This window comes from Mycobacterium seoulense (assembly GCF_010731595.1).
Classification (GTDB): domain Bacteria; phylum Actinomycetota; class Actinomycetes; order Mycobacteriales; family Mycobacteriaceae; genus Mycobacterium; species Mycobacterium seoulense.
Genome location: NZ_AP022582.1, coordinates 3,389,062 through 3,407,822, shown reverse-complemented (window position 1 = coordinate 3,407,822; position 18,761 = coordinate 3,389,062). Strand labels below are relative to the sequence as shown.

Annotated in this window: 24 protein-coding genes; 15 read left to right on the top strand and 9 right to left on the bottom strand. The window is 66.1% G+C overall.

Annotation, left to right across the window (positions count from 1 at the left end; genetic code table 11):
• Positions 1–9: 9 nt before the first annotated feature.
• The 3 genes from G6N37_RS15635 to G6N37_RS15625 all read right to left on the bottom strand — a co-directional run bounded on the left by G6N37_RS15635 (position 10) and on the right by G6N37_RS15625 (position 2,086).
• The gene (locus G6N37_RS15635; RefSeq protein ID WP_163685089.1) at positions 10–531 is read right to left on the bottom strand and encodes an Rv2253/PknI dimerization domain-containing protein; all 522 of its coding nucleotides are present in this window, start codon (positions 529–531) and stop codon (positions 10–12) included.
• A gap of 134 nt (positions 532–665) precedes the next feature.
• Positions 666–1,283, bottom strand: coding sequence for a hypothetical protein (locus G6N37_RS15630; protein ID WP_163681671.1), 618 nt, complete (start codon positions 1,281–1,283; stop codon positions 666–668).
• Positions 1,280–2,086, bottom strand: coding sequence for a hypothetical protein (locus G6N37_RS15625; RefSeq protein WP_163681669.1), 807 nt, complete (start codon positions 2,084–2,086; stop codon positions 1,280–1,282). Before G6N37_RS15625 ends, G6N37_RS15630 begins: the two co-directional genes overlap by 4 nt.
• Positions 2,087–2,268: 182 nt before the next feature.
• On the opposite strand from G6N37_RS15625, the gene G6N37_RS15620 reads away from it, so the two are divergent.
• Positions 2,269–2,688: a hypothetical protein gene (locus G6N37_RS15620; protein WP_174813839.1), complete on the top strand. Its 420-nt coding sequence runs from the start codon at positions 2,269–2,271 to the stop codon at positions 2,686–2,688.
• A 35-nt stretch (positions 2,689–2,723) separates the two neighbouring features.
• On the opposite strand, the gene G6N37_RS15615 is transcribed toward G6N37_RS15620, so the two are convergent.
• Positions 2,724–3,326 (bottom strand): TetR/AcrR family transcriptional regulator, encoded by a 603-nt coding sequence (locus G6N37_RS15615; protein WP_163681668.1) that lies wholly within the window; start codon positions 3,324–3,326, stop codon positions 2,724–2,726.
• A 101-nt stretch (positions 3,327–3,427) separates the two neighbouring features.
• Here G6N37_RS15615 and G6N37_RS15610 point away from each other — a divergent pair, with 101 nt between their 5' ends.
• The 4 genes from G6N37_RS15610 to G6N37_RS15595 are packed head-to-tail and all read left to right on the top strand — an operon-like array spanning position 3,428 to position 5,884.
• A complete protein-coding gene (locus G6N37_RS15610; RefSeq protein WP_163681665.1) occupies positions 3,428–4,213 on the top strand; it encodes a hypothetical protein in 786 nt (261 codons plus the stop codon).
• On the top strand, positions 4,210–5,022 hold the full coding sequence (locus G6N37_RS15605; RefSeq protein WP_163681663.1) for a hypothetical protein: 813 nt from the start codon (positions 4,210–4,212) through the stop codon (positions 5,020–5,022). The genes G6N37_RS15610 and G6N37_RS15605 overlap by 4 nt, the downstream gene beginning before the upstream one ends.
• Complete coding sequence (locus G6N37_RS15600) at positions 5,022–5,600, top strand: cytochrome c oxidase subunit 3 family protein (RefSeq protein ID WP_163681661.1); 579 nt, start codon at positions 5,022–5,024, stop codon at positions 5,598–5,600. The genes G6N37_RS15605 and G6N37_RS15600 overlap by 1 nt, the downstream gene beginning before the upstream one ends.
• Positions 5,561–5,884 (top strand): cytochrome C oxidase subunit IV family protein, encoded by a 324-nt coding sequence (locus G6N37_RS15595; protein ID WP_167527388.1) that lies wholly within the window; start codon positions 5,561–5,563, stop codon positions 5,882–5,884. The genes G6N37_RS15600 and G6N37_RS15595 overlap by 40 nt, the downstream gene beginning before the upstream one ends.
• Position 5,885: 1 nt before the next feature.
• On the opposite strand, the gene G6N37_RS15590 is transcribed toward G6N37_RS15595, so the two are convergent.
• Entirely contained in the window at positions 5,886–7,181 is a 1,296-nt protein-coding gene (locus tag G6N37_RS15590) for a cytochrome P450 (protein ID WP_163681659.1), read from the bottom strand.
• Positions 7,182–7,366: 185 nt separating this feature from the next.
• On the opposite strand from G6N37_RS15590, the gene G6N37_RS15585 reads away from it, so the two are divergent.
• Complete coding sequence (locus G6N37_RS15585; protein WP_163681658.1) at positions 7,367–8,068, top strand: TetR/AcrR family transcriptional regulator; 702 nt, start codon at positions 7,367–7,369, stop codon at positions 8,066–8,068.
• On the opposite strand, the gene G6N37_RS15580 is transcribed toward G6N37_RS15585, so the two are convergent.
• Positions 7,984–8,307 (bottom strand): hypothetical protein, encoded by a 324-nt coding sequence (locus G6N37_RS15580; RefSeq protein ID WP_163685084.1) that lies wholly within the window; start codon positions 8,305–8,307, stop codon positions 7,984–7,986. The two genes, G6N37_RS15585 and G6N37_RS15580, sit on opposite strands and share 85 nt — an antisense overlap.
• Positions 8,308–8,402: 95 nt before the next feature.
• Positions 8,403–9,146, bottom strand: a complete 744-nt coding sequence (locus tag G6N37_RS15575; protein ID WP_163681657.1) for an enoyl-CoA hydratase/isomerase family protein — start codon at positions 9,144–9,146, stop codon at positions 8,403–8,405.
• 120 nt (positions 9,147–9,266) lie between these two features.
• Between G6N37_RS15575 and G6N37_RS15570 the strand changes: the two genes are divergently transcribed.
• From G6N37_RS15570 to G6N37_RS15550, 5 genes are all read left to right on the top strand, one after another.
• Complete coding sequence (locus tag G6N37_RS15570; protein ID WP_163681656.1) at positions 9,267–9,689, top strand: lipoprotein LpqH; 423 nt, start codon at positions 9,267–9,269, stop codon at positions 9,687–9,689.
• A gap of 84 nt (positions 9,690–9,773) precedes the next feature.
• Positions 9,774–10,964: an amidohydrolase family protein gene (locus tag G6N37_RS15565; RefSeq protein ID WP_163681655.1), complete on the top strand. Its 1,191-nt coding sequence runs from the start codon at positions 9,774–9,776 to the stop codon at positions 10,962–10,964.
• 38 nt (positions 10,965–11,002) lie between these two features.
• Complete coding sequence (locus G6N37_RS15560; protein ID WP_232075034.1) at positions 11,003–12,406, top strand: FadD3 family acyl-CoA ligase; 1,404 nt, start codon at positions 11,003–11,005, stop codon at positions 12,404–12,406.
• The gene (locus G6N37_RS15555) at positions 12,403–13,029 is read left to right on the top strand and encodes a fatty-acid--CoA ligase (protein ID WP_163681650.1); all 627 of its coding nucleotides are present in this window, start codon (positions 12,403–12,405) and stop codon (positions 13,027–13,029) included. The genes G6N37_RS15560 and G6N37_RS15555 overlap by 4 nt, the downstream gene beginning before the upstream one ends.
• 13 nt (positions 13,030–13,042) lie before the next feature.
• A complete protein-coding gene (locus G6N37_RS15550; protein WP_163681648.1) occupies positions 13,043–13,228 on the top strand; it encodes a (2Fe-2S)-binding protein in 186 nt (61 codons plus the stop codon).
• Positions 13,229–13,239: 11 nt separating this feature from the next.
• Here the strand turns inward: G6N37_RS15550 and G6N37_RS15545 are convergent, their stop codons facing one another.
• Complete coding sequence (locus G6N37_RS15545) at positions 13,240–14,925, bottom strand: alpha-keto acid decarboxylase family protein (RefSeq protein ID WP_163681646.1); 1,686 nt, start codon at positions 14,923–14,925, stop codon at positions 13,240–13,242.
• A gap of 64 nt (positions 14,926–14,989) precedes the next feature.
• Here G6N37_RS15545 and G6N37_RS15540 point away from each other — a divergent pair, with 64 nt between their 5' ends.
• Genes G6N37_RS15540 through G6N37_RS15525 form a run of 4 tightly spaced genes read left to right on the top strand, consistent with a single transcriptional unit; the run spans position 14,990 to position 17,542 of the window.
• Positions 14,990–15,433 (top strand): SRPBCC family protein, encoded by a 444-nt coding sequence (locus tag G6N37_RS15540; RefSeq protein ID WP_163681644.1) that lies wholly within the window; start codon positions 14,990–14,992, stop codon positions 15,431–15,433.
• A 5-nt stretch (positions 15,434–15,438) separates the two neighbouring features.
• On the top strand, positions 15,439–16,518 hold the full coding sequence (locus G6N37_RS15535) for a CaiB/BaiF CoA transferase family protein (protein WP_163681642.1): 1,080 nt from the start codon (positions 15,439–15,441) through the stop codon (positions 16,516–16,518).
• A 58-nt stretch (positions 16,519–16,576) separates the two neighbouring features.
• Positions 16,577–17,032 (top strand): SRPBCC family protein, encoded by a 456-nt coding sequence (locus tag G6N37_RS15530; protein WP_163681640.1) that lies wholly within the window; start codon positions 16,577–16,579, stop codon positions 17,030–17,032.
• Between the two features lie 60 nt (positions 17,033–17,092).
• Positions 17,093–17,542, top strand: coding sequence for an SRPBCC family protein (locus G6N37_RS15525; RefSeq protein WP_163681638.1), 450 nt, complete (start codon positions 17,093–17,095; stop codon positions 17,540–17,542).
• Positions 17,543–17,551: 9 nt separating this feature from the next.
• Here the strand turns inward: G6N37_RS15525 and G6N37_RS15520 are convergent, their stop codons facing one another.
• Positions 17,552–18,739: a pyridoxal phosphate-dependent aminotransferase gene (locus tag G6N37_RS15520; protein ID WP_163681636.1), complete on the bottom strand. Its 1,188-nt coding sequence runs from the start codon at positions 18,737–18,739 to the stop codon at positions 17,552–17,554.
• Between the last annotated feature and the right edge of the window lie 22 nt (positions 18,740–18,761).

Genomic DNA, 18,761 nt, shown 5'->3' with positions numbered 1-18,761 from the left:
AACGCCCGGTCAGCTCAGCTGGTCCAGGCGTAACGGCATCGTGATATCAAGCCACTGATTTTGGCCGCAGGCACCAGACGGTCCGATCGTCTTGTCCTTTCCGGCGTAGGTTGATGACCCGAGTTGATATCCGCCGTATTGGTTCACCGGATAGAAATAGAACGTTTGCTGCCCGGTGAACGCGGTGCCGTCCTCGCACCGCTCCCAGTTGGGCACCTCGCGCTTGACCTTCCACATTTCCCCGTCATTCATGTATAGGGGCGCGCTCCATCCCTGGTCGCTGGTCACCGTGCCGTGGCATTCCTGAAACGTGACGCACGACGAGCTGATCGTCCATGTCTGGACGACCGTCGGCTCGCCGAAGTACTGATCATTCCTCTGGGCCCAATCGCCGATGGACGTGGCGCGGAACGTCCCGTTGACGGCCACTTCTTCCTTGGTTGTTGCCCGCGCTATGGATGCCGTGCCCAAACCGCCGAATACGGTGGCAGCGACCAGCGTTGCGGTGGTGAGTGTTCGAACTGATCGCATCAGGTGCTCCTCGACCCGCTTCAATTAGCCGACGCTATTAATGCGCTATCGACATTGCTTGCGGCTTTTCGTGCAATGAGATTAACACCGCTTCGGCTCCGACAAAATGGCGATTGAACCAAAATGGAAAGCGGTCACGACAGCGGATCCAACTCCGAGATCAGCCAGGCACCCTTGACTTTCGTCAACGTCACCCGGGCGCTGTTCGAGGTTGACTGCGGTTCCGGCTTGTCCTTGCTTGTGGCGGTCTGGTTGAGGAACACCAGCACCACGGCTGAATCTCGGTGCAACTCCGAGACGGCGGCCCGAACCACCTTGGCGGTCTGCGTGACGTGTTTCTGCTGTGCCAGCGCCGCGATCTGTTCTGAGAACTTGGTGTAGTAGGCGAGAAAATTACCGGTGAGATATGACTTGGCCTTAGCGAAATCACGGTTGAGGTTGTCGGGAGCGTACGACAACACCGCTACGGAACCTTCTGACGCCGCCTGGATCGCACGGTGCGCCGCCGCGTCGCCGACCTGCTGATCCGGCCGGTACAGAACGAAGTAGAGACCGGCAGCGACGCCCATCGCGGTGAGGACCAACAGTGTCGCGACTATCGAACGCCACCGCGTCACACACCGGCGGATCCAGCGCTTGATCGTGGCCAGTCCGTTGGTCCGGGCCGGTCCCGGGGAAGCGGCTGGCGACCCGCCCTCGTCGGACGGCGTCGATTCCCCGCGGTCCAGTGACGAGCCATGCTCGACAGTCATTGCAGGAAATCAACTTTCGACATCTTGAGCTGGCCGCGTTCGCGGTCCATATTGACGCTGAGCCGAAATAACGCCGGTGGCGGCTTAGCGTTATCCGGCCCGATGGCAACGGTTTTCGCCGCCACAAGCACGACTCCCGAAGTGTCGCTCACTGACTCGACGGCGACGGCTTCCACGGTGACCGTGCTGCCAACCTTCGTGTCCTCGGCCTTCTTCACCATGAGGAGTGACATCGCCGACAGCTGGCTGTTGAGGTCGCCCGTCGAGGCATCGATCATGCGCTGGACATCCCTCTTGGCATGCGCCGGGTCAATTGACATCAGCGCTGTGACCCCTTGCCTCGCCGCGGCAGCGAACTCCACCGCGAGCTGCTGTTTGTGCACGGTGGTGTGGTGCAGCGACACCATGTAACCGCTCGCTGCGAGGGAAGCGGAGGCGAGCGCGACGCCGACGCCGGCGGCTATGGTTCTCCGCCTCGGGCGTCGGAGCCACCCCGGTCGCCTCGGACGGCGAGGCGCCCGCAGTCGTGCCCGAATCGACTTTGCGGGCCGCCGCTCGCCATCGTGGGAAGCTGTGTCGTCGTGCCCCTCCCCGGCTTCGGCTGCCGCGCGCAGCCTTGCCAGGCGGTCCCGGGCCGCCGCCGCGCGCGCTTCGGCCTCGGCGATTTCGTCTTCCGCGCTTACGTCGGGGACGGGCGCGATGGCGTCGGCGTCGGCCCTCGAGCGCGGCCGTGGTCCGTCGGGACCGGTCACGTCCGCCGGCCCATCAGACTGGTCGGCGTCGGGCCCCTCCGGTTCGTGCACGGAGAAGGAGCTTATCACTTGGGTTGGGGCTCAACGCCGCCATCGGGCAGCTGCATTCGTGCCTCTTACATGCGGAAATGCGCACTTGCCGGAGTACGGGGCGGGGTGGCGTTCGGTGTGGCTCGGCACCGACGGTGGTGTGGTCGGGTGATCTTCTCCGACCAGGAGAATTTTCTTTTCAGATGTGGCAAAGTAATCGGGTGCGATTCATCGTGGCGATGGTTGCCGCGTTGCTCGGAGCCGGTGTGCTGGTGGCCCCGCCGACGTCGGCTGGGCCGACCGTCTGCGACTACCCCGCCTGCACGCCGGGCATCATGCCGCATCAGGTTCTGGGTGCGCCGTGTGAGAACACCACTTACTACGCCTTCGGTGTGGCCGACGGTTATGTTTCGTTCGCCTCTGAGCCCGGACGGCTGATGTTCTGCGGCTCGCCGAGGAGATACCAGCCGCGATGGTTCCGGTCACCGCCGATGGCGGGCGTCAAGGAGGAAGGCGCCGACTGCCAGAACTACCAGAACTACGTCGCGCAGGCGCCCGACGGCCTGTTCCTGATCTGTTTCGCCCACGACGGCGTCATGACCTGGGTCCGCGCCGATACCTAGCCGCACCGTTACTGTTCAGCCGGTTGACATATCGCTCACTTGCGGGCCTGTCGAGGCAGACCGAGCAGGCGCCGGCTCAAATCGGTAACGCGGTCGAGCAGTGTGTCGTCATCGATGTCGGCAACCAGCGGATGCATGACAGCTGTGCTGAGCGCGCCGGAGAACATGGCCGCCTCGATCCGCCCGTCCAGGCCCGCATCGCTCAGCAGCACCCGGTACAGACGGTCCATGAAAACTTGAAACGGCTTGTGCTCGGCCAGCAATCGGACGACGACGGGATCGAATTGCAGCGTGCGCACCAACCGGCGGTCGCGGACGGCCATCTCAACCACCCGCACCAATAGGGCATCTCGCGCCTGAGGCCCGTCGTCGTATGCTTCGGCCTCCTCGAGGGCGGGCTCGAGCCGGCCGAGTTCGCGTTCGGTCACGGCGATGACAATCTGCTCCTTAGTCCGGAATTGATGGTAGACAGCAGCTTTCGTTATCCCGACGGCATCCGCGATCATCTGCAGCGACGTACCGCTGACTCCGTGTGCGGCGAACAGTTCCAACGCGGCATCGAGAACCCGCGTCCGGGCCGCGCTGTGCTCGATCAGCCGGAATTGCCCACCGGTGACCTGTTCCCGTGCTGTTCCCACGCACCGAGACTAGACGATGCTCTTGACCCAAACTAGCCGATCGGCTAGCTTCGCTGACTAGCCGCGTGTGGGTAGCCGACCTGGTAGGGGGAGGGGTGCTGATGTCCGACGTCGACGGTGGCGTTACACAAGGTCGGGGGGTGACGCGGCCGCCGCTGCGGCGGACCGACGGTGAGCTGATCCTGCTGTGGAGTCTGCCCGTCGCCCTGATCATTTGGATTGCCTCGTTCTTTCTCTTCCCGGGCTTCAACCCGCCGATGTCTCCGACGATGCCGGCGGAACAGGTCGCCGCGTTCTACCGCGATCCGGCGCATATTCCCGAGGTCCGGTACAGCATGATCGTGTTCAACTGGTTCGGGGTGTGCCTGGTCCCGATTCTGGCTTTGATCGTGCTGCAGATCCGCAGGATGGCGCACCGAACGCCGATCTTCTCCTATGCGATGCTGGGCTGCGCGGCCGGCGGTCCGACCCTGTTTCTCATCGCCAACGTCTGCTGGTTGCTGGCCGCGTTCCGTCCGGAGCGCAGTCCGGGGCTGACTCAGCTGCTCAACGATTTCGGCTGGATCACCTTCACGATCCTGGTGCCGTTTCTGATCGGGCAAAGCGTGATCCTCGCCGTGGCAATCTATTTCGATGATCAGCCGCGCCCGGTGTTCAGCCGGTGGGTGGCTTACTTCAATCTTCTCGTGGCCGCCGCGCTGGTGCCCGCGGCGTTCGTCGGCGTCTCGCTGACCGGACCGCTGGCATGGGACGGCTTCCTGTCGTTCTGGGTGAAAAACGTTGCGATTGCCGTTTGGATCGTCGTGATGGGCGTCGCCTTGGGGCGGGCCGTTTATCGCGAGCGGGCCGAGAACCACGGGCAGCCAGACGAACTGGTCAACGCATGAGCGCGGTGATCGCATCGCCGGCGTCCCCGCAGCCCCCTCCCCCGGGGGCTCTGCATCGGCGAATCCGCTGGCATGTAAGGCACGACCCCAAACGAGAACTGTGGTTCGCATGGGGGACGCTCATGTTGTTCTACACCGTCTTCTTCCCGATGTTCTTCATCGTCGCGCAAGTCCAGCCCCCGCCGGAGCCCAGCTGGGACCTCGCGACGCAGCTGCACTGGTTCTCCGAGCGCCATCTCGGGATACCTGTTGGCTTCGGCGTCATCTTCACCATCAGCGGCATGATCGCGGTCAACAACGCCCTGATCGCGTACTCGATGCGGCGCATGTCGGTCAGCCGCGCCTTCGGATATTCGTATCTGCTCATCTATTCGCTCAGTGCGGTTCCCGGCATGCTGCTGCTCAATATCGCGCTGATCGTCGGCACGCTGCGACCCGGGCGTGACCCCGAAGCGATCGGTTGGCTGTACGACTTCGCCTTCTTGTCTTTCGACGGCACGATGGGGGTGTTCCTGATCGGCTCGCTGATCTGGATGGTTGCGATCCTGCTCGACAAGAACCGCGTGTTCCCCAAGTGGTTCGGCTATCTGAACCTGTGCAACGCGCTGACCGAGGTGGTGGTGGCACCCTGCTGGATCTTCCGGCGTGGCGTGTTCGCGTGGGATGGCGAGATCGCCTGGTGGCTGGACATGGTCGTATTCGGGATCTACCAAGTCACTTTCATCGTCATGCTGTTCCACATGATCCGCCGCGAAGACTTCGGTACCGGGCGACTGCCCGATCTGCCGCGAAAGGAGGCGGCTGCGTGATGACCGGCGTCGCAGACGAGGGTCAACGGACCAGATTCGTGCCCGGCCAGCCCGACATGTGGGCCTTCGTGTTATTCGAGACGCTGGTCTTCACCGCGTATTTCGGCTTCTACCTGTTCTCCCGCGCTCGTGGCCCCGAGCTTTTCCTGCACTCGCAGGCGCAGCTCGACCTGCGCATCGGGGTTTTCAACACCCTTGTCCTGCTGCTGAGCTCCTGGTCGGTGGCGCAGTGTGTGCAGTCTGCCCGCGCCGGCGCCTACCGTGCGGCACTGCGCGACGTGTTCGTCACGGCCGCATTCGCCGCAATGTTCCTGTGTTTCAAGGTGTTCGAGTGGGCCCGCCTGGTGCACGCGGGGCATGGGTTGGACAGCAACGACTTTTTCACCTACTACTTCTTCCTCACCGGCATCCACTTCGTGCACCTGCTGATCGGATTCGTCGCCCTCGGTGTCGTCGTCTACCAACTGCGCAGCCCGGCGCGACGCTCGCAGGAGCTCGTCGAAACGTGTGCGACCTATTGGCACACCGTCGATTTCCTATGGGTGCTCATCTTCGCGCTGCTCTATGTGGTGAGGTGATCGGAATCAGGCTCAACAAGCGGTTGCCGGTGGTATGGCTGATCCTGGCCTCGCTGACGCTGGCCTACCTATGGATAGACCATTCCGCCGGTGGGTCGCTGAGATCCAGCGCGGTGGTCACGTCGAGCGTCATCGTGATCGCACTGGTCAAGGTGCGCATCATTTTTCGCGAGTTCATGGAGGTCCGGAACGCTCCGGTCCTGTTATGCCGGCTCACCGACGCGTGGGTGGTCGTCATGGCCGCCGCCCTGCTCGGCTGCTACTTCGTCGGCATGAACCTCTGATTCAGCCCGCGACCGCGACGGCGTCCGCGGTCGTGAACCTCAGGTGCAGCTCGCTCAGGCCGCGCAGGATGTACGTCGGCTCGTAGGTGTAGCGACGATCGGCGCTCGGCCCGTGGTGGGTTTCGTTGATCTCGATGTGCGACATCCGGTCCAGCAGCCGTTCGATCGAGACCCGGCCCTCGACGCGGGCCAGCGGGCCGCCGGGGCAGGAATGCACGCCGCGGGCGAAAGCCATGTGCTCGCGCACGTTGCGTCGGTGCAAGTCGAATTCGTGCGGATTCTCGAACCGGCGCGGGTCGCGATTCGCCGCGCCCGGCAGCACCATCACGACGGTGCCGGCGGGGATCTCAACCCCACCGATGGTGGTCTTCTTGACGGCCAGCCGTGAATCGCTCTTGACCGGACTCTCCATCCGCAGCGATTCCTCGATGAACCCGGGAATCAGGCTGCGGTCCTCGCGCAGCTGCTGCTGGATGTCCGGCCGGTCGCCCAGTACCTGCAGCGCCGCGCTGAGCAGCTTGGCCGTGGTCTCCTGGCCGGCGGCGAACAGGAACGTCGCCGAACGGACGACCTCGATGACGGGCGGCGTCGAACCATCGGGGTACTTCGCCGACGCCAGCGAGGTCAGGACGTCGTTACGCGGCTCGCGTCGCCGATCCTCGATGTAGGTGCAGAACTTCTCGTCGAGCCACTCCAGCGGATTGATGCCGACCGACTCGTGGTCCAGGGCGCCCACCCGCGCCTCGGGACGGTCGGCGCCCAAGACCTTGCGGAACTCCTTGTGGTCCTCTTCCGGGACGCCCAGCAAATCGGCGATCACCAACGTGGCGAACGGCTTTGAGTACTCGGCGATGAATTCGCATTCCTCGTTTCGCAGGAACTCGTCGAGCTGACGGTCGGCGAGGCGCCACATGAATTCCTCGTTCTGCTTCAGCCGGCTCGGGGTCAGCAGCTTCGCCAGCACCGATCGTGCCTTGGTGTGGTCCGGCGGATCCATGGTGACCATGTGCTCGTGCATCGGGAAAAAGCTGCGGTGCTGTTCGATCTGGGCGCTGATGTCGTCGCCCTCGGGTCGGAAGGGCAACGGGGGGAACGGCCCGCCCAGGGCGACGATGTTGGAGAACGTCTCCGGGTCCTTGTAGATCTCGCAGGCTTCGTCGTAACCGGTGACGGCGACGACGCCGTAGTGGGGCAGACGCAGCACCGGATTCTGACCGCGCAGGTAGTCGAAGTAGGGGTGGGGATCGGGGACCAGAGACGGATCGGTGAAAAAGTCGATCGACTCGTAGTTACTCATCGGATGTGCGTCTCCCTGGGCTGGGTGTACCGGCGGGGTTCGGCGGCATGCGGTACCGCCCCCCAATTCCACGATCTGCTGAGCACCTGCTTAGCATGACGGTAATGTCGTGGTCAAGGTCGCAACGCCGTGCCGCGATACGATTCCCCTGGTCGGCAGGCGATCGGGAGGGACGGAGTAGCGGTATGACATCGGTCCGCAGGATCGGGGCGCCGGACGCGAAGAATCGCGGTCTGTTGCTCGACGCGGCCGAGCAGTTGATGCTCGACGAGGGCTATGCCGCAGTCACGTCGCGCCGCCTCGCGAACAAGGCGGGGCTGAAGCCTCAACTCGTGCACTACTACTTCCGCACCATGGAGGAGCTATTCCTCGAGGTCTTCCGCCGCCGCGGTGAGGAAGCTCTCGCGGTGCACGCTCAGCTGATGAAGTCGCCGCAGCCGCTGTGGGCGCTGTGGCGATTCGGTACCGATCCCGCATTTACGCGCATTTCGATGGAATTCATGGCGCTGGCCAACCACCGCAAGGAATTGCGAGCCGAAATCGCTTATTACGCAGAGCGTTTGCGTGAAGGGGAGCGGCAAGCGGTGACGACCGCCCTGCAGCGGTATGGGGTGGCCAAAGACGAGATGCCGCCGGTCGTGGTCACCGTGCTGATGTCCAGCTTGTCGAGATTCTTGGTGCTCGAGCGGGCGATCGGCATGTCCAGCGGTCATGCCGAAACCGTGCAATTAGTCGAAGAACACTTGCGTCGCCTGGAAGGCGAGCCGCAGCCGATCGATGATGTGCCGCAGACCTGGGTCGTTCACCAACTCCGCAGCGAACAGAGCACGCCCTTGGGGCCGTCCTTGGACACGACCACGGCTCCGTCGACCGCCAGATCGCAGTGAAGCCCCGGCGTGCCGGGCTCTGTCCCCGTGCTCGCCACGACCATCGCGTAATCGTCGGGGTTCGACATGTCCAGATCGAAGCTCCACGGCGTGCCCGGGCCGAGGTCGACATCGACGTGCGGTGTGAACGAGTAGGGGTTGTGGCTGTAATCGGAGAATTTCTCCGGCTGATGGTCGAGGTAATAGATGTCGGTGTAGATCGGGTTGTTCGCGGTAACGGTGTACTTGACGTGATGCATGACCGGGTCCGCCTGGGCGTGGCCGGCGCTCACGAGTGAACCGGTCGCACCCACCAGCAGCACCGACAATGTCGCCGCGCCCGCCAGCCTGCCCGTCATCTCGCTCCTCCGGCCCGTCGCGCACTCATGGTGCGGTTCATCACCCGCTCCGCGGCCCGCCAGTGCGCGTCGGCAACCCACAGCCGCGCAAAGGATGCTATCGCCTCGTCCGCCGAAACTCCGCTGATTACGCGCTTTATTTCGGTCGCCGGGTGGCGAGCCAGCGACCTCGCGACGGATAGCCACCCCTCGTCGAACGAGGCGCGTGGGAATACCCGGTCCACCAAGCCGATTCGCTCGGCCTCGTCCGCGGTGAGGGCGGTCCCGGTGCCGGCCAGCAACAGCGCCCGGCTTTTCCCGACGAGCTCGGCCAGCCGTTCGGCACCGCCCCAGGCCGGCATGATCTCCAGCTCGACCTGGTTGAACGCGATCTTGACGTCGTCGGCGGCCAGCCTGATGTCGGCGGCGACGGCGACCTCGGCGCCACCGCCGAAGGCGTGACCGTTCAGCGCGGCGATCACCGGAGCGGGGAAGCCGGCAAGCTGATCGCAGATCGCCCGCATCCGCTTGGCCATCGCCGCGGCGTCCTCCTCCGTCCGCAGCGCGCGCAGCTCCTTGAGGTCGCCGCCGGATACGAAGGCCCGATCACCCGCCCCCTTGATCACGAGGGTCTTGGCGCCCGCCGCCGCATCGAGTGCCTTCTCCAGCTGCTGCATGGTGTCCAGCGCGATGGCATTGCGCGCGTGCGGGCGATCGATGGTCAGCACCGCCAGCCCGTCGTCGATCTCCAGGTCCACCATGCGGCATCGCTCCTTGGACGAGAACAACGAGAACAGACGATATTGGCATTGTCTGAAGTGCGAGAATAACATCGTCGCTGCAGGCCGAAGCGCTATCCGTCAGCGAAGACAGGGGCACCCGTGCGGGATCGAATCACGGCCGCGGTCGCTGCGGCGCTCGCCGTCACCGTCGTCGGGGCGTGCACTCCGCAGCCGCCTACCCGGCTGGCCAGCACCGCCTCCGTGACGGTCAATGGGAACGAAACGAAGTTCAACGTCGTCAAATGCGGTCAAGTGCAATGGACCCGGACGATCGACATAGGCGGTGATTTCGCCGGAGCCAGGATCGTCGTCGACGAGCAAGCGGAGTCCGTCAGCGCGGAATCGGTACGCCTCCGGAATGTGAGCGGCTTCACCGGCATGTACTCGCGGGGCGGACAGGGCGACGCGGACGCGAGGCTGAGCGGCGATCGGTTCACCATCACCGGCACCGCGCACGGCTATAAGTCCGACAAGCCCAACGAACCGGACACCGCCACCTTCAAAGTCACCGTCGCCTGCTGACCGCTTCCCGGACGATGCCGGGGCCCCGTTGCGGTTCGGCGCCCCGAGAGAATAGTATTCTCGTAAATTGCGAAGGAGGATCTCATGGGCCAGTTGTCACATCGGGAGGATGTCCCGTTTCCGATCTTTGACGCGGACAACCATCTCTACGAGCCGCCGGAGGCGCTGACCAAGTTCCTGCCCAAGGCCTACAAGGACTACGTCCAGTACGTGCAGATCAACGGGCGCACCAAGATCGCCATCCGCGGCCACATCAGCAACTACATCCCCAACCCGACGTTCGAGGTCGTCGCCCGGCCGGGCGCCTGGGAGGAGTACTTCAAGTACGGCAACCCGGACGGCAAGACCAAGCGCGAGCTGTTCGGCGAGCCGATGCGCGCGATCCCGGCGTTCTTCGAGCCCGGCCCGCGCCTGGAGAAGATGAACGAGCTGGGGCTGGACCGCACCCTGATGTTCCCGACGCTGGCCAGCCTGCTCGAGGAACGGCTGCGCGACGATCCGGTCGCCATCCACGTCCTGATCCACGCGCTGAACGAGTGGCTCGACGAGGTCTGGGGCTTCAACTACCAGAACCGCATCTTCACCACCCCGGTCATCACCCTGCCGATCGTCGAGAAGGCGATCGAGGAGCTGGAGTGGGCGGTCAAGCGCGGGGCGCGCTGCATCCTGATCCGGCCGGCTCCGGTCCCCGGATTCCGCGGCCCCCGGTCGTTCGCGCTGCCCGAGTTCGACCCGTTCTGGGAGCGGGTCGTCGAGCACGACCTGCTGGTGGGCATGCACTCCAGCGACAGCGGCTACTCCCGGTACACCTCCGAGTGGGACGGCGCCGAGCAGGAGATGCTGCCGTTCCAGACCAATGCGATGGGCATCCTCAACGAGTGGCGGCCGATCCAGGACGCGGTGGGCTCCTGGGTCATCCACGGCGCGCTGTACCGCCACCCGAAGCTGAAAGTCGCGATCGTCGAGGCCGGTTCGAAGTGGATGACCCCGCTGCTCGACGGCCTGGCCGAGGTCTTCCGCAAGGCCCCGGAGGCGTTCCCGAGCGACCCGGTCGAGATGGTCAAGAACCGGATTCACGTAAGCCCCTTCTTTGAGGACGGCATCGACGACCTGATCAACCTCGTCGGTGTGGACCAGGTGCTGTACGGCTCCGACTGGCCCCACCCGGAGGGGCTGGCGGAGCCGACGTTCTACGTCAACGCGTTGTCGCACCTGTCGGTCGACGACCAGGCGAAGATCATGGGCGGCAACCTCGGCCGGCTCGTCACGGTGTGACGCACCGGTCAGTACCGGCATGGCAGACCATCCCCGAGATGGTCTTGAGCGCGGCGGACCGCTTCGGCGACGCGGAAGCGGTCGTCGACGGTCCGCTGCGCCTCACCTTCTCCGAGGTGGTCGACAAAATCCGCTGCGCCGCAGGCGCGTTCGCCGACCTCGGGGTGGGTAAGGGCGACCGCGTCGCCATCTGGGCACCCAACTCGGCGGAGTGGATCATCGCGGCCTTCGGGCTGCTCACCGCGGGCGGCGTCCTGGTTCCGGTCAATACGCGATTCAGGACCGACGAAGCGGGCGACATCATCACCCGCAGCAACGCGAAGGCCGTCCTGGTGCAGAAGGGCTTCCTGGGGCAGGACTACACCGCGCCCGCCGGGATACCGGTCATCGATGTGAAATCCGACTTCCTCTCCGGCGGCTCCCCGTTCGAGCGCGCGGTGAGCGGCACCGACATCGCCGACGTCATCTTCACCTCGGGCACGACCGGCCGCCCGAAGGGCGCGATGATGAACCATCGCCAGACCCTGCGGATGTATGAGGAGTGGGCGACGCTCGCGGACCTGCGCGAGGGCGACCGCTACCTGCAGATCAACCCGTACTTTCACACGTTCGGCCTGAAAGCCGGGCTCGTCACGTCGTTTCTGCGCGGTGCGACGATGCTGCCGGTCGCGGTTTTCGACGTCGACACGGTGGTCGATCTCATTGAACGCGAACGCATCACGATGTTGCCGGGCCCTCCGACCCTGTATCACTCGTTGCTGACGGTCGGTGACAAAGCCAAGCTCGCGACGTTGCGGGCGGGGGTGACCGGCGCCGCCGACATCCCCGTCGAACTGGTCCGCCGCATACACGGCGAGTTGCCCTTCCGGACGCTGATGACCGGATACGGGCTCACGGAGGCCGGCAACGTCACCCTGTCCCGGCCCGGCGACTCGTTCGAGGACGTCGCCACCACGGCGGGCCTGCCGTGCGACGGGGTCGAGGTGCGCATCGCCGACGACGGCGAGGTGCTGGTCCGCGGCTACGGCGTCATGCAGGGGTACCTCGACGACCCGGAGGGCACCGCCGCCGCGATCGACACCGACGGCTGGCTGCACACCGGCGATCTGGGCCGCCTCGATGCGGCGGGCCGGCTGCGCATCGACGGGCGCAAGAAGGACATGTTCATCGTGGGCGGGTTCAACGCCTACCCCGCGGAGATCGAAGGCTATCTGTTGGAGCATCCGGCGGTGGCGCAAGCCGCCGTCATCGGTGTCCCCGATGACCGGCTCGGCCAGGTGGGCAAGGCCTTCGTCGTGGCGAAAACACCGGTGGCCGAGGATGACCTGCTGATATGGTGCCGAGAGCGGATGGCTGGTTTCAAAGCGCCGAGGTCCATCGAGTTCCTCGACGAGCTGCCGCTGAATGCCACCGGGAAAGTGATGAAGGATCAACTCCGTTGAGTGACGGCGACATTCATTCGATGGTGATCGCGTCGGACTACCGCGTTCCGGATCCCAGCCGGGTCTGGCCGCTGCTCGAGCGCAGGAAGGCGGCCCTGGCCGACATCGGCGCCCATCACGTCCTGGTGTACACCTCGACGCATGATTACGGCCGCGTGCTGGTGATGATCGGCGTCCACAGCCGCGAGCCGATCGTGGAGCTGCTGCGCTCGCGGGTCTTCTTCGACTGGTTCGACGCGGCCGGCGTCGACGACATCCCGGCGGTCTTCGCCGGTGAGATCGTCGACAGATTTCTCCCGGCACCCACCGCGGCCCCCGAGGCGCCGGGCGTCGTCGTCGCCACCATCGCCTCGGTCCACGACGTGTCGGCCCTCACCGCCGAAGTCGCCTCGGCCACCGACAGATTCGTCGCGGCCGGCATCCGCAAGACGTGGATCTTCCAGGCCTTCGACGATGAGCACGAGGTGCTGATCATGTCGGAGTTGCCCGACGAGGAGAGCGCGCGGCGATGGATCGAGCATCCCGACGCCGCGGCCGAGTGGATGTCCGGCGCCGGGGTGGGGCCCTACCCGCCGGTGTTCGTCGGCCGATTCACCAACATGATGCGCATCGAGGCGGACTGAGCGGCCACCTGGAATGTTCGTGTGCCTGTGCAACGGGGTCACCAGCCAAACGGTGACCGAGGCGGTCGAGGCCGGGGCGTGCACGACCAGGGACGTCGCCAAGGCCTGCGGCGCGGGCGCCGACTGCGGCCGCTGCCGGCGCACCGTCCAGGCGATACTGCGATCGGCGGGCCCGACCGGCGCACCCACGCGATCCTGATGCGGGCGGCGCTAGCGGCGAACGCTGCCGTCCGGCGACACCGGCTGGACGAGTTCGACCAGCAGCGGCGGGATTTCGAGCCGCGGCAAGAGCACCTCGACGAGCACCATGCGGTCCCGGTGCTGTGCGGCGGCGGTCAGGGCGTCATCGAGCTCACCGTAGGTCTGCACCCGGAACGCCAGGTGGTCGGCGACCCCCAGCGCGCTGGGGACGTCCGTCCACCGCCAATTGACGATGTCGTTGTACGGCGCCGTCGCGCCATGGATCGCCCGCTCGACGGTGTAGCCGTCGTTGTTCACCACCACGATGACCGGGGACAGGCCTTCGCGTGAGAAGTTGCCGAGCTCTTGGATGGTCAGCTGCGCTGCGCCGTCGCCGATGAGCAACACGGTTCGGCGGTCCGGATGTGCCACCCCGGCCCCCAGCGCTGCGGGCAGCGTGTAACCGATTGAGCCCCAAAGGGGTTGGCCGATAAAGGTCACGTCCTGGGGTAAGCGGTGGTCGGCCATCCCGTAGAAGGAGGTGCCCTGATCGGCGAGGACCACGTTGCCCGGCGTGAGGGCTGTGCACAGCCGGTCCCACAACATCTCTTGCGTCAGCGGTTGGTCGCGCGGCGGGGGTGGGGGCAGGGGGTCGGCGGGCGGCGACACCACCGCCGGTGACGTGACCGGTCGCCGGGTCAGGATGGAGGCCAGCGCCTCCAGCGCGGCGCCCATCTCCAGCGGTGCGAAGACCTCGCCGGCCACGCAGCTCTGGTACTGCCCGACGTCGATGGTCCGCGCCGGGTCGATCCGCTGGCTGAAGAAGCCGCTGACCATGTCGGTGAACACCACCCCGGCGGTCACCAGCACCGGCGCCTGTTCGATCGCCGCACGCACCGCCGGGGCGCTGGCCGACCCGGCGTAGATGCCCAGGTAGTGGGGCGAGCTTTCGTCGAGCAGGCTCTTGCCCCACATCAGCGTCGCGTAGGGCACCACGTCGGCCGTCAGCAGCGCCTCGAGTTCCTTGACCACCTGCAGCCGGTGCACCAGCAAGTCCGCCAGCACCGTCAGCTGGTGGTCGCCGATGAGCTCGGAGGCGGCCTCGACGAACAGCGACAGCGCGCGCGGGCTGGTGCCGCCGGTGTAGCGGGGCAGCGGGCCGCCGGGCGGCTCGGTGGGGAAGCGGGCCACATCGGTGGAGAGCAGGATGTATCCGGGCCGCTTCTGCTCGCGCACCTCGGACAGCACCCGGTCGATCTCCCGGCGGGCGGTCGCGGGCATGAGGTTGGCTTGGGCACAGGTGATCTCGCGGCTGATCCGAAAGAAGTGCTCGAAGTCTCCGTCGCCGAGCGAGTGGTGCAGCGCACGCCGGGTGCCCTGCGCGTCTTTCGAGGGTCCGCCGACGATGTGCACCACGGGCACCTGCTCGGCATAGCTGCCCGCGATGGCGTTGGCCGCCGACAGCTCACCCACGCCGAAAGTCGTTACCACGGCTGACATTCCGCGCAGCCGACCATACCCGTCGGCGGCGTATCCGGCGTTGAGCTCGTTGGCGTTGCCCACCCAGCGGATGCTGGGGTGGGCGACGATGTGGTCCAGGAATTCCAGGTTGTAGTCACCCGGAACGCCGAAGATCTCGGTGACCCCGAGCTCGGCGAGGCGGTCCAACAGGTAGTCACCGACGGTGTAGACGGGCTGGCTGGCGGCGTCAGTCACAAGGACGACGGTACCTCGGCCGAATCAGTACCGGGCCGGACGCCGTTTCAGTATCGTGCGGGCCATGGCACTCAAAGAATCCCGCGACATCGTCATCGAAGCCACTCCGAAGGAGATTCTGGACGTCATCGCCGATTTCGAAGCGATGCCCGAGTGGTCCGAACCGCATCAGAGCGCGGAGATCCTCTCGACGGGGGACGACGGGCGGCCCAGCCAAGTGAAGATGAAAGTGAGGGTGGCCGGCATCACCGACGAACAGGTGGTGGCCTACACCTGGGCCGACGACTCGGTGAGCTGGAAGCTGGTGAGTTCATCGCAGCAGAAGGCGCAGGACGGCAAGTACACCCTGGTGCCGCAGGGGGAGGCGACCCTGGTCAAGTTCGAGCTGCTCGCGGACCCGAATGTGCCGCTGCCCGGTTTCGTGCTGAAGCGCGCCGTGAAGGGCACGATCGATTCCGCGACCAAGGCGCTGCGCGAGCGGGTGCTGAAAGTGAAGAAGGGCAACTAATCGCGGTGGGCGACGGCGGGCCCCTGGCCGGGGTGAAGGTGATCGAGCTCGGCGGGATCGGCCCGGGGCCGCACGCGGGGATGATGCTCGCCGACCTCGGCGCGGACGTGGTGCGGGTGCGGCGGCCCGGCGGCCTGACGATGCCGGCCGAGGACCGCGATCTGCTGCATCGCGGGAAGCGGATCGTCGACCTGGACGTCAAGGCGCGGCCGGGGGCGCTGCTCGATCTCGCCGCCAAGGCCGACGTGCTGCTGGATTGTTTCCGGCCCGGCACCTGTGAACGACTCGGCATCGGCCCCGACGAATGCGAGGCCGTCAATCCGCGGCTGATCTTCGCGCGGATCACCGGTTGGGGACAGGACGGGCCGCTGGCCCAGACGGCGGGCCACGACATCAACTACCTGTCGCGGACCGGCGCGCTCTCCGCGCTGGGCTACGCCGACCGGCCCCCGATGCCGCCCCTGAACCTGGTCGCCGACTTCGGCGGCGGCTCGATGCTGGTGCTGCTCGGCATCGCCGTCGCGCTGTATGAGCGGGAACGTTCGGGCCGGGGGCAGGTCATCGACGCCGCGATGGTGGACGGCGTCAGCCTGCTCGCGCAGATGATGTGGACCATGAAGTCGACGGGGGCGCTGCGCGACCGGCGTGAATCGTTTCTGCTCGACGGGGGCGCCCCGTTCTACCGCTGCTATGAAACCGCCGACGGCAAATACATGGCCGTCGGCGCGATCGAACCGCAATTCTTCGCGGCATTGCTGAGCGGGCTCGGCCTGTCCCCCGACGAGGTGCCCGCGCAGCTCGACGCCGGGTCCTACCCGCAGATGCACGACGTGTTCGCCCAACGGTTCGCCAGCCGGACCCGTGACGAGTGGACGACCGTTTTCGCCGGCACCGATGCGTGCGTCACTCCGGTGCTGACGTGGAACGAGGCGGCCGCCGACGAGCACCTGAGGCGCCGGTGCACGGTGATCACCGCCCACGGCGTCGACCAGGCCGCACCCGCCCCCCGCTTCTCGCGCACCCCGGCCACACCGGTCGGACCGCCGCCGGCGGCCACCACCCCCCTCGGCGAAATCGACTGGTAGCCCGCCTTTTACACCGAACCGACGCCACGGGTCTGCCGGCATTGCTAGGTTGAAACCAGTGGCCGTAAAAGCATCACGTGAATTTGTCGTCGACGCGCCGCCAGAAGTGGTCATGGAGGCGCTGACAGATGTCGCCGTCCTGGCCTCGTGGTCACCACTGCACAAACACATCGAAGTGATCGACCGTTACCCCGACGGTCGCCCCCACCACGTCGCCACCACGATCAAGATTCTGGGTCTGGTCGACAAGGAGATCCTGGAATATCACTGGGGTCCCGATTGGGTCGTCTACGACGCCAAAGGGACTTCCCAGCAGCACGGCCAGCACGTCGAGTACAACCTCAGACCCGAGGGCGTCGACAAGACCCGAGTGCGCTTCGATGTCACGGTCGAGCCCGGCAGGCCCATGCCCGCGTTCATCGTCCGGCGGGCCAGCGAGAGCGTCCTCGACTCGGCGGTAAAGGGGCTGTGCGAATTGGTAAAACGCGTCAACGGTTCGGCCGACGCGGAATAGTTCCGCAGTCCCGTTTTTTTCTGCTTCGTCAGTGGCTGAGCGGTTGCTAACTTATTAGCAGTGGCCATTCAAGCATCGTCGGAAACCGTGATTGACGCGCCTCCGGAAGTGATCATGGAGGCGTTGGCCGATATGGACGCCGTGCCCACCTGGTCGTCGGTGCACAAGCGGCTGGAGGTCATCGACAAGCACCCCGATGGGCGACCCCACCACGTGAAGGTCACCATCGCGGTGACGGGCATCCACGACACGGAACTGCTCGAATACCACTGGGGCCCGGACTGGATGGTGTGGGACGCCGCCAAGACCGCCCAGCAACACGGCCAACACGGGGAGTACAACCTGAGCCGGGTGAGCGACGACAAGACCCTGGTGCGATTCACCATCACGGTCGAACCGTGGGCCCCGCTGCCGGAGTTCTGGGTGAACCGGGCCCGCAAGAAGATCCTTCAGGCCGCGCTCGAGGGTCTGCGTAAGCGGGTAACCGAGGGCTTCGGTCCGGTCGGGTGAGCCGGCCGGTCACCGCAGCGCGGCCAGCCTCCTGATCGCCTCGTCGAGGGTGTCCTCGCGTTTGCAGAATGTGAAGCGCACCAAGTGATTCCACACTTCGGCCTGCGCCGAGGCGTGGGGGGCGGCCGGGTCGCAGAAGGGCGACAGCGGAATGGCCGCCACCCCCACCCTTTCCGGCAGGGCCGCGCAGAAGGCGGTGCTGTCGTCGTAGCCCAGCGGACGCGGGTCGGCGCACAGGAAGTAGGTGCCGGCGCTGTCGTGCACCTCGAAGCCGACCGTTGCCAGCCCGGCGGCCAGCCGGTCGCGGCGGGCCCCCAACGAGCGTCGCAGCTCGGCCACCCACGCGTCCTCGGTGTCGAGGGCGAGAGCCACCGCGGGCTGGAACGGCGCGCCGCCGACGTAGCTCAGATACTGCTTTGCCGCACGCACCCCGGCGATGAGTTGTGCTGGGCCGCAAGCCCACCCGATCTTCCATCCGGTGCAGTTGAACATCTTCGCGGCGCTGGAGATGGTGATCGTCCGCTCGGCCATGCCGTCGAAGCCGGCCAGCGGCAGGTGCCGGTGGTCCCCGGGGGAGGGGTACACCAGGTGCTCGTACACCTCGTCGGTGATCACCAAGAGGTCGGCGGCGACCGCGACGTCGGCGATGGCCGTCAGCTCGGCCGCGCTGAGCACCGTGCCGGTCGGGTTGTGCGGTGAGTTGACGATGAGCGCGCGGGTGCGTGGCGTCACCGCGCGGCGCAGGGCGTCGGCGTCCAGGGCGAACCCGCGGCCATGGGGGACCAGGGGCACGGCCACCCGGTGCGCGCCGGCCATCGCGACCACCGGCGAGTAGGAGTCGTAGAACGGCTCGATGAGCAGCACCTCGGAGCCGGGCTCGACGAGGCCGAGCACCGCGGATGCGATGGCCTCGGTCGCCCCGACGGTCACCAGCACCTCGGTGTCGGGGTCGTATTCGATGCCGAAGTGCCGCTGCCGCTGGGCGGCGATGGCGTGCCGCAGGGACGCGACGCCGATGCCTGGCGGGTACTGGTTGTTGCCCTCGGCGATGGCATCCTGGGCGGCCTTCAACATGGCCGCGGGCCCGTCCTCGTCCGGGAACCCCTGGCCGAGGTTGACCGCGCCGACCCGCGCGGCCAGCGCCGACATCTCGGCGAACACCGTCGTCGCGTACGGACGCAGTCGCGACACCGTCATGCTGGTCGAGCTTAGGGTGCGC

Bases quoted from the DNA above. Each gene is read 5' to 3' on its own strand.
- G6N37_RS15635 (WP_163685089.1), bottom strand. From the start codon at position 531: ATGCGATCAGTTCGAACACTCACCACCGCAACGCTGGTCGCTGCCACC.
- G6N37_RS15620 (WP_174813839.1), top strand. From the start codon at position 2,269: ATGTGGCAAAGTAATCGGGTGCGATTCATCGTGGCGATGGTTGCCGCG.
- G6N37_RS15595 (WP_167527388.1), top strand. From the start codon at position 5,561: ATGGGTGCTCATCTTCGCGCTGCTCTATGTGGTGAGGTGATCGGAATC.
- G6N37_RS15600 (WP_163681661.1), top strand. From the start codon at position 5,022: ATGACCGGCGTCGCAGACGAGGGTCAACGGACCAGATTCGTGCCCGGC.
- G6N37_RS15580 (WP_163685084.1), bottom strand. From the start codon at position 8,307: ATGCATCACGTCAAGTACACCGTTACCGCGAACAACCCGATCTACACC.
- G6N37_RS15585 (WP_163681658.1), top strand. From the start codon at position 7,367: ATGACATCGGTCCGCAGGATCGGGGCGCCGGACGCGAAGAATCGCGGT.
- G6N37_RS15590 (WP_163681659.1), bottom strand. From the start codon at position 7,181: ATGAGTAACTACGAGTCGATCGACTTTTTCACCGATCCGTCTCTGGTC.
- G6N37_RS15520 (WP_163681636.1), bottom strand. From the start codon at position 18,739: ATGACGGTGTCGCGACTGCGTCCGTACGCGACGACGGTGTTCGCCGAG.
- G6N37_RS15610 (WP_163681665.1), top strand. From the start codon at position 3,428: ATGTCCGACGTCGACGGTGGCGTTACACAAGGTCGGGGGGTGACGCGG.
- G6N37_RS15565 (WP_163681655.1), top strand. From the start codon at position 9,774: ATGGGCCAGTTGTCACATCGGGAGGATGTCCCGTTTCCGATCTTTGAC.
- G6N37_RS15560 (WP_232075034.1), top strand. From the start codon at position 11,003: ATGGTCTTGAGCGCGGCGGACCGCTTCGGCGACGCGGAAGCGGTCGTC.
- G6N37_RS15605 (WP_163681663.1), top strand. From the start codon at position 4,210: ATGAGCGCGGTGATCGCATCGCCGGCGTCCCCGCAGCCCCCTCCCCCG.
- G6N37_RS15550 (WP_163681648.1), top strand. From the start codon at position 13,043: ATGTTCGTGTGCCTGTGCAACGGGGTCACCAGCCAAACGGTGACCGAG.
- G6N37_RS15575 (WP_163681657.1), bottom strand. From the start codon at position 9,146: ATGGTGGACCTGGAGATCGACGACGGGCTGGCGGTGCTGACCATCGAT.
- G6N37_RS15630 (WP_163681671.1), bottom strand. From the start codon at position 1,283: ATGACTGTCGAGCATGGCTCGTCACTGGACCGCGGGGAATCGACGCCG.
- G6N37_RS15540 (WP_163681644.1), top strand. From the start codon at position 14,990: ATGGCACTCAAAGAATCCCGCGACATCGTCATCGAAGCCACTCCGAAG.